This window comes from Mesorhizobium sp. AR07, assembly GCF_024746815.1.
In the GTDB taxonomy this organism is placed as follows: Bacteria; Pseudomonadota; Alphaproteobacteria; order Rhizobiales; family Rhizobiaceae; genus Mesorhizobium.
This window is the reverse complement of sequence record NZ_CP080525.1, coordinates 1,237,607-1,251,559: the sequence shown is the minus strand read 5'-3', so window position 1 is coordinate 1,251,559 and position 13,953 is coordinate 1,237,607. Positions and strand designations below refer to the sequence as shown.

Below are 13,953 nucleotides of genomic sequence, written 5' to 3'. Positions count from 1 at the left end.
GACGGTAAGAAGCATGCCAGTTACCCTGTCGACGCGTGAAGACATCAACCTCGACACCGTTTTGCGCGTCGCCTGGGAGAAGGACACGGTGGAGATCGGCGAGAAGGCCTTGCGGCGCATCGCCGAATGCCGTGCCTCGTTCCTCAGGCTCATCGAATCCGATCCACCGCCGGTCATCTATGGCGTCACCACCGCGATGGGGGAACTGGCGAGCCGCAAGCTCGAACCGGACGAGCGGGACCGCCATGCCCGCATCAAGGCGTTCGCTGCGGCGACCTCGTTCGGCGACCCGCTGCCGGATCGGGTGGTCAGGGCGATCGTGCTTGCCCGCCTGACGAACTTCATCGAGGGCAACGCCGCCACCACGCCGCGCATCGCGCTTGCTGTCGCGGCGATGCTCGATGGCGGGCCGATGCCAACGGTGCCGGCTTCGGGTCAAGGCGGCGCCGGTGAGATCCTGGCGCTCTATCCGCTGTTTGCCGAGCTTTCGACGCGCTTCGACCTGGAAGTCAAGGAACGGGGCTCGCTGATCAACGGCTCGCCGTGCGCCGCCGCCCTGGTGGCGGACGCAGCGCTCGCGGCACGCCGCCGCATCCGCATGGCGCACAAGGTGTTCGCACTGTCGATCGAAGCATTTCGCGCCCCGCTCGAGCACTACGATGCCGCGCTCGACACGCTATGGGGCGATGAGCATGAGGCGGCAGCCCTGCGCGGGTTGCGGGAATTTCTCGTCGGCGCCGGAGACGGGCGGCGCAACTATCAGGCGCCGGTCAGCTACCGGATCGTGCCGCGCGTGCTTGGACAAATGCATCGTGCTCTGGCGGGGGCCGAGCGGGCGGCCACCGTGTCGCTGGCTTCGATATCGGACAACCCGGTCTACATCCCACCCGATGACGCCCATCCGTTCGGGCGCTGCATCAGCACCGGCGGCTACCACAATGCCATGGCGACGCCGGCGCTGGACGACCTGGCGGCGATATGGGCCGATATCTGCCTGCTCTGCGACCGTCACGCCTCCAAGCTGCTCAACGGCAAGGTCTCGCTGCTGCCCGATCTCCTGATGACCGGCCGGCATTGGGCCGACAGCGATGGCCACGGCAATGTCGGCTATGTGCCGATGGCGATCACCGGCTATCTCGAGCAGGCCAAGCTTGCGGCGCAACGCACCTTCATTCCCGGCACCGAATCGGCCGGCGCCGGACAGGACGATGTCGCCACCACGGCGTTCTTCGCATGGACCAAGGAGGCGACCGCCGGCCGCTGCCTGGATGCTGCGATGGCAATGCTGGCGATGATCGCATCGCAGGCGCTGCACGTCACCGAACGCGCGGCGCCACCGGCGCTTCAGGCCTTCGTCGATGAAATCAGGGCTATCGTGCCGCCTGTCGGTGATGATCGTGTGCTGGGGCCAGAGCTTGCAAAGCTCGCCGCATGGTTCACAGGGAGAGCGTTCGAGGCGTAGGCACTGATGCCAGGACTGTCGCGGTCCTCCTTCGCCAAGGCTTCGGAGGACTCCTTCGCTAACGAGCTTCAGGTGGCCTGCCACCCGAAGCTCGAAGAGCGAAGGGTGGTGCGGGTAGAGGGACTCGAACCCCCACGTTTTCACGCCAGAACCTAAATCTGGTGCGTCTACCAATTCCGCCATACCCGCCGATCTGGTGACCTGTGCCACGTCTATGTCACAGGCCATGTCACAACTTCAAGCTCAATTCGGACCCGCTGAACGCGACAGTGTGAAGGTAGCGACCTCGCACTCTCTCGACGACTGACGTCCTAGGGGCCGACTTCTGCGAGTCTCCGCGCTGCGGAATGGCGCGTCATCTAGCCCAATCAACATTGCGGACCGTTTAGGAAGCTAAGAACCGTTGTGGGCAGCCTCTCGTGTGTGCATCGATTCGGTATTTTCCACACCTTTTTAAAGGTTGCTACCATTCCATTCACGAGGCGTGATATATACTGATCCTGTCATGACATAAAAAAGCGTTTATAAACAGCATGTTATCCGATGAGCAGCGCCCAACGGTACTTGAAGTCACCGAAGGGCCGGTCAGGCGTCTTGCTGTGGATGCGGTGGCGTTCCAGCGCGAGGGCGGCGCGCTTGGTCAATGGGATGCCCCCGAAGCTCCCGTTCTTCCGGTTCTCCAGCCGCAGGCGACCTCCGTGGCGGGTGGAGTGACAGGCGCTGGCGCGGGGCCTTTGGCAGTGCGAAGCGGTTACTTGTCGGTAGCCACCTGCGTCGCTAGCCAGGGCAGCATAACGATTTTGCCGCCGAACCCGCCGGCGTCGATACGTGTGTGGATATCTTTCGCTGCGGCTAGTGGTTCGCGACCGACAACGATCGGATGAATGGCGCCGTTGCGGAGCAACTCAAACAAAGCAGCCATGTCAGTCCTGAACTCTTCAGGATGCGACAAGCGGCGGTCTGTGACGCTGTACCAAAGCGCCGTACGGCCACGGAACAGGAAGCTCAATGCGCCCCATAGCTTCAGGCGTGCCAATCCTAGCCCTGCCGCGATCAAGCTTTCGCGCCCGATTGCCATTGTCTGGGAGCCGTAGCCGATGAGGATGCCCCCCGGCGCGAGACAGGCGAATGACCGGTTGAAATGCGCCCCTCCGATCGCATCGAATGCCGCATCGACACCGGCGCCGCCAACCCGCCCAGTCGTGAGTTTGCGGACCTCATCAACGAAGTCGCCAGCCCGATAGTCGATTGCCTTACCACCAAATCGCTCAACCACGGCGAGGTTCGCCGCCGAACACGTGCCGATTGCCTTGAGGCCAAGATGACGCGAGAGATCGAGTAGCGCCGTACCGACCGAGCCTGATGCGCCGACAACGAGAATCGTATCGCCGGGTGATAAGCGCCGATAGCGCGTGAGCATCTGAAAGGCTGTCAGGTAGGCGAGCGGTATGCAAACGGCCTCTGCCGCATCGACGCCAGCAGGAACCGGCACAAGAAAACGCGCGGGACGAATCGCATATTGTGCGTAACCACCGACCACGCAGAGATCGGCAACGATTTGCCCCTCACGCGGCAAGACAACGTCGAGACCAGCCTTCTCCACGACACCTACCAGGTCGTAGCCGGGAGTAAACGGCAGCGGTCCTTTGAAGTCGGGGTAACGGCCACGCCTAATGAAGCTATCCGTGAAACCGGTTCCGGCTGCCAGAACCTTGATGCGTACCTCGCCAGCACCCGGATTTGGGATTGTTGGCTCGCTCACCAGCTCCAAGACCTCGGGGCCACCGAAGTGGGATATACGAACGTGTTGCCAAGACATTGCGGAACCGTAGCACATTCGATTCCATAGGTGAGGCCTGATATTATGCGTCCACCCCCCACGAGGTGTCCGAGCCACCGTGGCGACTCCGGTAGCGAACTGACTGCGGGAACCTAAATCCAGGGCGCGTCTACCAGTTCCGCCACATCCGCATGGACCGGCAATCCATGTAGCCATCATTCTGTCAATGTCAGGAACAAGTGTTGGGGCAGGACCAAATGTTGGGTCAGGGGCCAAAATGATGGTTATTCGCCGAAATGCGAAGATGGTTGAAAATTAGCCCCGCCTGTGACAAAAGGCGTGTCGAATGTGACGGGACGCGACGATCCGCTTCTACAAGATGTGATAAGAAGTAGGAAAAACAAGAACTTATTCACATTTTGGAACGCAGTTTGGGAAAATTTGAGCCGTATTTTCGGTCAAATTGCCAGGTTCCGTACCAAAAGCCATTCCCGGCAAGATTATACCGGCAGGCTGTGAACGGCAGAGGCCGTGGCAGTCTCATTGGTGAAAACAAAGGTTTTACGATGCAGGTCACCGAAACGCTCAACTCCGGTCTCAAGCGCGAGATCAAGATCACCGTGCCGGCCGGTGATATGGAAGCCAAGCTGATGGCTCGGCTTTCGGACGCCAGGAACAAGGTCCGCATCAACGGCTTCCGCCCCGGCAAGGTGCCGGTGCAGCACCTGCGCAAGGTCTACGGCAAGTCGTTCATGGCCGAAGTGGTCAACGAAATCCTCAATGATTCGACTCGCTCGATCATTACCGGGCGCGGCGAAAAGGCTGCCATGCAGCCTGAAGTCATCATGACCGAGGACGAGAAGGAAGCCGAGAAGATCCTGGCCGGCGGCGCCGACTTCGAATTCCGTCTCAACTATGAAATCATTCCGACGATCGAGATCAAGGATTTCTCCGACATCAAGGTGACGCGTCAGGTGTTCGACGTGCCGGACAGCGAGATCGACGAGCAGGTCCAGCGCGTTGCCGAATCGGCGCGCAGCTATGAGCCGAAGACCGGCAAGGCAGCCACCGGCGACCGCGTCACCATCGACTATGTCGGCAAGATCGACGGCGAGGCCTTCAATGGCGGCGCCGGCACCGATCAGCCGCTGGTGCTGGGTTCGAAGGAGTTCATCCCCGGCTTCGAGGATCAGCTGGTCGGCGCCAAGGCCGGTGACGAAAAGCAGGTCACCGTGACCTTCCCGGAAAACTATCAGGCGGCGCATCTGGCCGGCAAGGAAGCGACCTTCGACGTCACGGTCAAGGAAATCTCCAAGCCCGGCGAACTGGAAATCAACGACGAGACCGCCAAGAACCTTGGCCTCGAGTCGCTGGAGCGCCTGCGTGACGTCGTGCGCGGCCAGATCGAGAACCAGTTCGGCGCCATGACGCGCCAGAAGGTCAAGCGCCAGCTGCTCGACCAGCTCGACGCCTCCTACTCGTTCGAGGCGCCTTCGAAGCTCGTCGACGCCGAGTTCAACAACATCTGGGCGCAGGTCAATCGCGACCTGGAGGCAGCCGGCCGCACCTTCGCCGACGAAGAGACGACGGAAGAAGAGGCACGCGCCGAATATCTGCGTCTTGCCGAGCGCCGTGTGCGTCTCGGCCTGGTGCTGGCCGAGATCGGCGAGAAGGCCGGCGTCACGGTGTCGGACGAAGAGCTGCAGCGCGGCCTGTTCGAGCAGGTGCGCCGCTATCCGGGCAACCAGCAGCAGGAAGTCTTCGAGTTCTACCGCAGCAACCCGGAAGCGTTGAACACGCTGCGGGCGCCGATGTTCGAGGAGAAGGTGGTCGACCATCTGCTCGGCCAGATCTCCGTGACCGACGTCAAGGTCAGCAAGGAAGAACTGATGGCCGACGACGAGGAGGCCGAAACCGCGACCAAGGCGAAGCCGGCGAAGAAAGCCGCCGCCAAGAAGGCCGACGAGAACAAGGCCGACGACGCGGAAGAGCCCAAGAAGAAGGCCGCGCCGAAGAAGAAGGCCGCCAAGGACGCCGAATAAGCCCTGCGCTCCCATGGAATCGACGAAGGCCGCCCCCGAGGCGGCCTTTTTCGTTGCCAAACTGCAACAGCCGCGATGCTTCGCGAGCGACGGCCTGTGGCGAGCAACCTTTGATCATTATCTGCGCTTCTACTGCAAGCCGCTTGGGTTGTTGGAGGGGTCGTTGAGGCTGTTCGTCGAAGTGGGCCACGCTGCGGCAATAGCGTTGGTCCTTGTCTCGGTCTGCGGCATTGCCCAGGCCGACACGGTGGTTGACAATTGGCGGTTCGACAGGGGCGAAGGCGGCCTTGTCACAGCGTCGCTCTATGCCACCAACAAGCTGATCACCGGCGGTGGCGCATTGAGCTACAGCCCGGTCCTGACCATTGCCTGCCGGGCGAACGGCGAACCGCATTGGACCGAATGGCTGCAACTGAACGACGCCGTCTCGGCCAGCCGCAAGATCACCGTGTCGATCACGCTCGACCAGGGCAACAAGTTCGATGAAAGCTGGTCGGTCGGGCCGCGCGGCCGGATGCTGGTGCGCGAGGGTGCCGACGGCATCAAACGCCTTGCGGCCGCCAACCGGCTCCAGCTTTCATGGCGGTTCGGGCTGCTGTCGGGGCGCGGGGAGGCCGATTTCAACCTCGCCGGGCTCGGCGAAGCGGTCAACCAGGTTGCCGGCAGCTGCAACACCAGGCCGCCGTGACCGAATCGCGAGGCAGGGCGGCGACAGGCTGGTGCCTGGCTCTGTTTGCTGGAACGGTTCACCGTTTCACGGAACGTCGAACCGCTCTAGGCACTCGCCTGGATCTCTTCCGCAAGCTCTCCGGCTGTTAGAACGCGCCCAAAGACCTTGCCGATGATATCGAGCGTTGCGTTGTGAGAGGCTTCATCCAGCCCGCCATTGGCATCGCTGATGAAGGCGACCTTGTAGTCGCGCATGAAAGCGCTGCGCGCCGTCGATTCGCAGCAGATGCTGGTAACCGTGCCGATGATGATGACCGTGTCCACCTTGCCGGTGCCGCGGATGTTGCGCAGCACCGTGTCGAGCCGGGTGTTGTAAAACGCGTCGTAGCGGTGCTTGTCGACGACGACATCACCGGGCTGCGGCGCCAGCTCCGCCACGATCTCGGTGCCGACGCTGCCCTCGCGCATGCCCGTGGTCTTCAGCTTAGGTTGATAGGTCGTCTCCAGCGGCGAAATCTCGAAACCGTCGCTGAGAACATGGCGCGTGTAGACGACCGGAATGCTAGCGGCGCGGCAAAAGTCGATAACTTGCCGCATGACCGGGATGCGATGGCGAGCCGCCGTCACCTCCATGATTGCGCCTTGATCGACGAAATCCCTTTGCATGTCGATGACCAGAAGCGCTGCACGCTCCTTGTCGAAAGGCCATGGTTGCTTGCTTTGTCGAGGCATTGCCCATTCGTCCCGTTCGTCTTGACGCAATTCCCTAAGGGGAAAGCGCTACGCGCTTTTCCTTGGAAAATCGTTTCACACTTTTCCTGGAATTGCTTTAGCGACACCATCTCTCGACGGCGATTGCAATCGCCTTTGTGCAATCGACGAGATCGCGCACCGAGACGCGTTCGTTCGGCTGATGCGCCTGCGCCGGGTCGCCTGGGCCAAAGTTGACAGTCGGGGTGTTGCCAAGGCCGGTCGGCAGTCCGATGTCGCTGTGCGCGCCAAAACCACTCAGCACCGGCGACAGGTTGGCTTCCTTGACGGCCTCCTGAAAGACGCTGACGAAAGGATTGTCCGACGGGATCTCGGCGCAATCCGCGTCGAGGATCCACTCGACCCGGGCAGGGTGCTGGCGCAGATAGGGATCTGCCTGGCAGACATTGGCGATATGCTCTTCGATTTCGCGCTTGACGTTGCCGCCCAGCTTGAACTCGTCATGCTCGCTTGGCAGATACTGCGCGTCGATGATGATTTCGCCGCGCCCCGCCATGGAGGAGGGGTGTTCGCCGGCATTGATCTGGGTGACGATGATCTGGTTCGGCAGCTCCATCAACGGATGGTTCTTTCTGGGATCGAACATCCAGCGCCGGTTAAGGATGTCGATGCCGTCGAGGATTTGCCGGCAAAGCTGGACGGCATCGACCGGACCGCTCGAATACCAGGCATTCGGCGTCAGTTCCGCATGCCCACCAATGCCGTCGATGACGATCTTTCCCCACAGAATGCCGTGGCAAAGCGGCGCGATCTTGTTAGCCGTCGGTTCGGTCATGATGCCGGCATCGGCGTGAAAGCCGCGATCGACCATGGCCAGCGACCCCATGCCGCCGATTTCCTCATCGACGACGGTGGTGAAGACGACGTCGCCGGACAGGGAGATTTCGAGTCCCTTCAAAATCTCGACGGCCATCAGCATGCAGGCGACACCGCCCTTCATGTCGACCGTGCCGCGGCCGTGCAGAAATCCATCCTTGAGGACGGGCTGGAACGGGTCGGTCGTCCAGTGTCCGGCGGCGCCCGGCGGGACGACGTCGATATGGCCGGTCAGCATGATGGAGCGGCCGCCGCCGGTGCCCTTCAAGACGCCGCCGAGATTGGGTCTGCCCTCGAAGGTCCTGCCCTTATTGGCGCCGGCGCGTCCCTGATATTTGGCGTAGAGCGCCGGGCCGTCCGGATCCCAGAGATCGGTCGAGAAGCCGAGGACCTCCAGGCGCTTTTGCAGATACAGCTGGCAATCACGCTCGCCGGGGCCGGCGTCCCTCGGGTTGGATTTCACGATCGAGGGGAAGGCGACGAGATCGCTCAGCGTTTCGACGATGCGATCGGCGTTTGCCTCGACGCGCGCGGCAATGATCTCTTCCATGGACGGCATTGTTATCTCCAACGTTGGGACAGTCGATCGACGAGCAGGACGAAAACCAGAAGGGCGCCGACAATCCCCACCTGCCAGACCGTGTTGATGTTCAATTGTAGAAGACCGGTCTTCAGGGTGACCAGCAGCAGGACGGCTGCGAACACGCCGCCGACGCCACCACGCCCGCCGGTGATGACGATGCCCCCCAGCATGGCGGCGGTCAGCGATTCGAGTTCGAGGTTCTGGCCGATATTGGGCCTGCCACTGCCGAGCCAGGCAATCGAGACAAGGCCGGCGGCACCCGCAAGCGCGCCGCTCAAGGCGTAGAGAATGAAGCGAACGCGGTCGACCGGAATGCCAACCAGCTTGGCTGAGCGTTCGTTGAAGCCCATCGCGTAGATCCAGCGCCCCCAGGCCGTCGACATCAGCACCAGGCCGGCAAGCGCAAAGCAGGGGATGGCAAGCGTGAGAAAGGGCACCGGGATGCCCATGACGACGCCGCGCCCCCACACAAGCAGCCAGGAGGGCACGCCCGCCTGGGCCGCGCCGCCGGTGACGGCAAGCGCCAGACCGGAATAGACGAAGAATGTGCCCAGTGTGGCGATGAAGGGGAGAAGGGCGAGGCCGTTCACCAGCCATCCGTTCAAGGCACCCAGCATCGCGCCGGCCAGGATGCAGACGGCGGGCAGCAGAACCGGCGGCAGTCCCAGCTTGAGGGAGAGCATTGCAACGATGGCGGAGAGCGAGACCGCACCGCCGACCGACAGGTCGATGCCGGCGCCACCGGCCAGGATGGCCAGCCCTTGTCCAAGGCCGACCAGGGCCAGGATCGTCGAGAATTGCAGGATGGTGGTGACGGTACCGAGATTGAAGGCTGAAGGCTTGAGCGCAGCCAAGCCAAAGATCACGATCAGCCAAAGCCCGCACAGCAAAGCCAGGGTGAGGGCTGGGCCCTGCAGCTTGCCAAGCATTTTCATGCGCGGCCTCGCAGGAGTTGAGCCACAGGGAAGCGGTTGGAGACGGCTTCGAAGCCAAGCACGCCGATGATGAGAATGCCGGTGACGACGGGCTGCCAGAGAGAGGGGATGCCGATCAGCAGCAATCCGTTCTGGAGGATTCTGAGGAGAAGCACGCCGAGTACGGTGCCGATCAGGCTGCATCTGCCGCCCAATATGCTCGTGCCGCCGAGAATGACCGCGGCAATCGCATCGAGCGCCAGCGTGCTGCCGATCGTCATTTCCACATTGCGGTAGGTGGCGACATAGAAAGTGGCGGCAATACCGGTCAGAACGCCGCTGATGACGAAGGTCATGAAGCGGGTCTTGATCACCGGGATGCCCGACAGCCGCGCCTTCTCCTCCGAATTGCCGATCGCCAGCAAGTGCAGCCCATAGGGGGTTCGCCGCAACGCCAGCCAGACGGCCAGATAGGCCACGGCAATCACCAGGGCAGGGACGGGGACGCCGAGCACGGTGGTTGCGAGCAGGCTGGTGAGGCTCGACGGCAGGCCGGAAAGCCATTGCCCGCCGAGAAGGACAAAGACACAGGTGCGGTAGACACCGAGCAGGCCGAGCGTTCCGACGATCGCCGGAACGCGGCCGAGGACGACGACCGTAGCCGTCACACAGCCCAGCAACGCGCCGACCAGAGGGCCTGCAAGGAGCGCCAGCAGCGGATTGCCGTCGGCACCCAGCACACGGCCGATTGCGATGGCCGCGAGACCCATGACGATGCCGATCGACACATCGATGCCGCCCATAGCCAGCAACAGGGTCATGCCAAGGCCGATCAGCAGCAGCTCGACGCTGTTGCGCAGGACCGTGGCAGCATTGCCAGAGGTCGCGTAGTGGGGCGATGCGATAGAGAAAATGATGATCGCCAGCAAACAGGCGACAAGCAAAGACCACTCCCGCCCGTTCATGGAGACAATACCGTTTCCAAACTGTCGCACCGCGTTCATGCCGGGGCTCAGAAGTTGAACTTGTCGACATTGTCCTTGGTGAAGACAGCCGGTGGTCCGAGCAGCAGAATGCCCTTTGCTGCGTCGTAGGTGACCGGCTTGTCGAAGCCCGGAACCTTGTTTTCCGCCGCGAAGGTCTTGCCGTCGATCAGCTGCTTGCCGGTCCAGACCGTGAGATAGCCGAGCTGCTCGGGATCCCACAGCACGGTGAAGCCGAAGGCGCCGCTCTTCAGGTAGGAGCGTGCCGTGTTCGGGCTGCAATAGCCGGCGCCGATGACGGAGCCGATCTTGCCGGCGGTTTCGATGGCCTGGGCAACGCCCGGGCATGTCGAGGACGCAACGGCGATGATGGCCTTGATATCGGGGTTGGCGGCCATGAGGTCACCGGAGATCTGCGCGGCACGCTCCGCCGTGCCGCCGGCAAACTGCGGCGCGAGCAGCTTCAGCTTCGGATATTTGCCGGCGGCTTGTTTCTGCATGAAGCCGATCCAGGCGTTGAGATTGGACGCCGTTGCCTCGCCGGATACGATGCCGATCGTTGCGTCCTCGCCAACGCGCTTGACGAGTTCGTCGACGATCGTCGTGCCCAAGCCTTCGTCGGTCGCCTGGGCGACATAGACCGCGCGGCCGCTGTCGGGCGCATCGCTGTCGCTGGTGAACAGCTTGATGCCCTTGGCCTTGGCGCTCTCGACAACGGGGGCGATGCTGGAGGCATCGAGCACGCTGACCGAAATCGCCTCGACACCCTGGTCGATCAGGTTCTGGACGATCTGCAACTGGTCGACCGGATTGGTGTCGACCGGACCAGAATAAATGAAATCGACGCCCAGATCCTTGGCGGCGCGATTGCCGCCGGCTTCCATCGCGTTGAAATAGGGGATGCCGATCAGCTGCGGGACGAAGGCTACTCTGTGCTTGTCCGCGGCATGCGCCGCCGTCGCAACGACAAGTGACAGCACGGAAGCGGTGAGCATTTTCTTGAACTGTGAAAGCATTGTGGTTTGATCCTCTCTGGAAATGACGTGCGTTTCAGTTTGCTTTTTCAAGCGCCCGCACGTCGGGATGAGCGCCTGTTATGAGCGAAACGACTTCCTCGTGATTGGTCTCGGAGGCCTGCCGTTCGGCCACCTTGCGGCCGCGCCGGAACACCACGATCCGGTCGGCGACTTCGAAGACCTCGGAAATGTTGTGACTGATGAGGACGACGGCACAGCCACGCGCGGCAAGACGCCGCGTCAGCGCCAGCACCTTGCGCGTCTCGGCAACGGCAAGCGCTGCCGTCGGCTCATCCATGATGACCAGCCTGGCATTGAGATTGAGCGCCCGGCAGATGGCGACGGCCTGACGCTGGCCACCTGACAGGCTGCCGACAGGCGCTTCCGGATCGGAAATATGAGCGTCGAGTTCTTTCAGAAGGCCGTCGACGCGCTGCCGCATCTCTTTGCGCTTCAGGAAAGGAATGCCCAAAATCGAGCGTTTCAATTCCCGGCCGAGAAAGACGTTTTCGGCGATCGACAGGTTTTCCGAGAGCGCCAGTTCCTGGAAGATCGTCGCGATTCCCGATGACGCCGCGTCCTTGGGTGAAGAAAAGGCCACCGGAGTGCCCTCGATGACGAGTTCGCCATCGCTGGGCGGATGGGCGCCCGCCAGGATCTTGATGAAAGTCGATTTGCCCGCGCCATTGTCGCCGAGAAGCGCCAGCACCTCGCCGGAGCGGATCTCGAGGTCGACATTTGCCAGCGCGGTCAGCGCACCGAAGCGTTTTGCGATGTTTCTGGCCACAAGAAAAGGTGCGGTCATGGCGGTTCCCCGGCGATTGCTGTTTGATTAGGCCTTGCTGACCCAGTGAAGCACGTTGGTCCAAAGGCGTGCGTAGCCGGGCCATTCGACAAAGCTGTTGGGCAGCCAGTGCGGACCGATGTCCGATGTCCAGACCAGCGTGCGGCCCTCGCCATGGCGTCCGGTGACCAGCAAGGGATGGCTGCCCTGGTCCTGTGGTAGCCGCGCCAGAACCTCGATATCGTCCCGATCGCGGGCGATGACCTCGTTGGCGCCGAGCAGCAGGGGCCATTCGCCTTCGATGCCGGCAAAAATCGGATGATCCCTGGGGCCAGTGATCGAGGGCCGAAAGCCTTCGGGAATTTCGAGTCGGTCATCGTTGGGAAGGCAGGTCACCGGCAGCGCATCCTCGACCGCCGTGCGATGCCAGCGGGCCTTGCCGTCGATGCCCTGGAAGCTGAAATAGCCGCCGATCATGATCAGGCCGCCGCCGGCCAGCGTCCAGTCGCGCAGCAGCTTGAGCCGGTTGGGAACCGTCTTGCCGTGCAGCCAGACGTCGGGATGGAGCAGGAGCGAGTTCGCACCGATGTCGGACAGGATGATCGCCTTGTATTGCGACAGCCCCTCCATGGTGAAAGGCAGCTTTTCGACAGCCTCGTGGGCCGGCATGTAGTCAAGATCGAATTCGCTGTCTTTCAAGGCGTCGACCAGAGGCGTTGCACCGAGATGGAAGGTAACGCTGCCGAACTGATCGAAGCCTTTGTAATGGGTCGCCGAACTCACCCAGCTCTCGCCGACCAGAAGGACTTTTGTTTTCGCCATGATCATATTCTCCTGATGTCGCCAGATCGGACGCCCGTCTGCTGGATATCTAAACGTCGATAAGCCATTGATTCAGCTTGCCATCATGGGGCTGTTCGCCAAGGCGGCAGCCTTCAGTGTCGCGAAGTCCGCGATGTATCCCTGCGCGCCTTCGACCGTTGTCGTCAGGCTTGCGCCAATCGCCGCATGGCGGGCGGCATCGTCCAGCGATGCGCCGTGCAGCCAGAGGCTGAGGAAGATGCCGGCAAAGCTGTCGCCGGCGCCCGTCGCATCGACGCGATTGACCGGCAGTGCCGGCACCTCGATCTGCGGGCCGCCATTTGCCGGAAAGACGACCGCGCCAAATTCGCCGAGGGTGAGCACGACCGTTCCGCGCCGCTTGATGCGTGACAGCATCAGCCGCACCTCCTCGATCATTGTCGCCATGCGGGTGCGAAAGTCGAAAATCTCCCGCATCATGACGTCGTTGATGAAGGTCAGGTCGATCTGTCTGACCATCTGCGTGAAGGTTTCCGGCGTGCGCGCGCTCTTGGGCAGGCCGGCCGAATGCAGGCTCACCTTCCAGCCTGCCTGGTGAAAACGCGCGATGGAGGCGGTCATCGTTTCACAGTGAAAGCCCTCGATATGAAGGCAGGCCGGACGTTGCTCGGGCTGGATATCGAGATTGGCGGTCAAATCGACCTCGCCAAGCTCGAACGGCTCGCTGATGATCGTGCGGCTGCCGTTGCGCTCGATGATGACGATGGCTTGGGAGAGGCGGTTGTTGGGCGTGCTGCGGATCGGCAAGGCGTGGACGCCCAGTTTCGAAAGTGCGCCGAGTGCCCAGTCGCTCTCGGCATCCTCGCCGACCGCCGTCGCCAACTCGACATCGAGAGCGTAGGGCGCTCCGACCCCGGCGGCAGCAACCGCGAGATTGGCCGCGGGGCCGCCCAACGCCTTTTCGATATGGCTGGCGGTGATCCGGTCGTCACGATGTGGCAACACGTCGACGCGGCACAGGAAGTCGACGCTCACCCGGCCAGCGACCAGAAGCCTTGGCAGATGATCGAGGTTTTTTGGCCTGCGAGGCGCGCGGCCCGGCAGCGAGCGCGCAAAGGAGCTCGGCCGGTACATCAGCGCGGCAACCGCCTTCTCGATCCGGTCGCGCGTGCCTTCCTTGAGGCCGGCGGTCCCATTGATGAAGTTCGACACCGTTCCGATGGAAACACCGGCGGTTCGTGCGACATCCGCTATCGTCGGGCGCTTGCGTAGCAATTGCATGGTTCCAATTGAAGCGTTTCAAACGGTAACAGCGGAAAGGTCACGCCTCAA

General features: G+C 62.2%; 12 protein-coding genes and 1 tRNA gene. 3 read left to right on the top strand and 10 right to left on the bottom strand.

Translation table 11 applies throughout. The features are described from left to right. Positions 1 to 13 precede the first annotated feature (13 nt). A complete protein-coding gene (locus BPNPMPFG_RS06525; RefSeq protein ID WP_258594115.1) occupies positions 14 to 1,462 on the top strand; it encodes an aromatic amino acid lyase in 1,449 nt (482 codons plus the stop codon). Between the two features lie 106 nt (positions 1,463 to 1,568). Here BPNPMPFG_RS06525 and BPNPMPFG_RS06520 read toward each other — a convergent pair. Next, positions 1,569 to 1,651, bottom strand: a tRNA-Leu gene (locus BPNPMPFG_RS06520). A gap of 562 nt (positions 1,652 to 2,213) precedes the next feature. Next, complete coding sequence (locus BPNPMPFG_RS06515; RefSeq protein WP_258594113.1) at positions 2,214 to 3,224, bottom strand: zinc-binding dehydrogenase; 1,011 nt, start codon at positions 3,222 to 3,224, stop codon at positions 2,214 to 2,216. 584 nt (positions 3,225 to 3,808) lie between these two features. Here BPNPMPFG_RS06515 and tig point away from each other — a divergent pair. Continuing rightward, positions 3,809 to 5,284 carry a trigger factor gene (gene tig, locus BPNPMPFG_RS06510; protein ID WP_258594111.1) on the top strand — a complete coding sequence of 492 codons (1,476 nt, stop codon included), beginning with the start codon at positions 3,809 to 3,811 and terminating at the stop codon, positions 5,282 to 5,284. A 163-nt stretch (positions 5,285 to 5,447) separates the two neighbouring features. Then, a complete protein-coding gene (locus BPNPMPFG_RS06505) occupies positions 5,448 to 5,972 on the top strand; it encodes a hypothetical protein (RefSeq protein ID WP_258594109.1) in 525 nt (174 codons plus the stop codon). An 86-nt stretch (positions 5,973 to 6,058) separates the two neighbouring features. Here BPNPMPFG_RS06505 and BPNPMPFG_RS06500 read toward each other — a convergent pair whose 3' ends face one another. The 8 genes from BPNPMPFG_RS06500 to BPNPMPFG_RS06465 form a co-directional block, all read right to left on the bottom strand. Further along, on the bottom strand, positions 6,059 to 6,685 hold the full coding sequence (locus tag BPNPMPFG_RS06500; protein ID WP_258594107.1) for an isochorismatase family protein: 627 nt from the start codon (positions 6,683 to 6,685) through the stop codon (positions 6,059 to 6,061). 97 nt (positions 6,686 to 6,782) lie between these two features. Continuing rightward, entirely contained in the window at positions 6,783 to 8,099 is a 1,317-nt protein-coding gene (locus BPNPMPFG_RS06495) for a M20 family metallopeptidase (RefSeq protein ID WP_258594105.1), read from the bottom strand. A gap of 2 nt (positions 8,100 to 8,101) precedes the next feature. Further along, positions 8,102 to 9,058, bottom strand: a complete 957-nt coding sequence (locus tag BPNPMPFG_RS06490) for an ABC transporter permease (RefSeq protein WP_258594103.1) — start codon at positions 9,056 to 9,058, stop codon at positions 8,102 to 8,104. After that, a complete protein-coding gene (locus BPNPMPFG_RS06485) occupies positions 9,055 to 9,981 on the bottom strand; it encodes an ABC transporter permease (protein WP_258594101.1) in 927 nt (308 codons plus the stop codon). The genes BPNPMPFG_RS06490 and BPNPMPFG_RS06485 overlap by 4 nt, the downstream gene beginning before the upstream one ends. Positions 9,982 to 10,049: 68 nt before the next feature. Further along, entirely contained in the window at positions 10,050 to 11,036 is a 987-nt protein-coding gene (locus tag BPNPMPFG_RS06480; protein ID WP_258594099.1) for an autoinducer 2 ABC transporter substrate-binding protein, read from the bottom strand. A gap of 34 nt (positions 11,037 to 11,070) precedes the next feature. Next, on the bottom strand, positions 11,071 to 11,841 hold the full coding sequence (locus BPNPMPFG_RS06475; RefSeq protein WP_258594097.1) for an ATP-binding cassette domain-containing protein: 771 nt from the start codon (positions 11,839 to 11,841) through the stop codon (positions 11,071 to 11,073). 27 nt (positions 11,842 to 11,868) lie between these two features. Beyond that, positions 11,869 to 12,642 carry a glutamine amidotransferase gene (locus BPNPMPFG_RS06470; protein ID WP_258594095.1) on the bottom strand — a complete coding sequence of 258 codons (774 nt, stop codon included), beginning with the start codon at positions 12,640 to 12,642 and terminating at the stop codon, positions 11,869 to 11,871. 72 nt (positions 12,643 to 12,714) lie between these two features. Further along, positions 12,715 to 13,902, bottom strand: a complete 1,188-nt coding sequence (locus tag BPNPMPFG_RS06465; RefSeq protein WP_258594093.1) for a carbohydrate kinase family protein — start codon at positions 13,900 to 13,902, stop codon at positions 12,715 to 12,717. Positions 13,903 to 13,953: the final 51 nt, after the last annotated feature.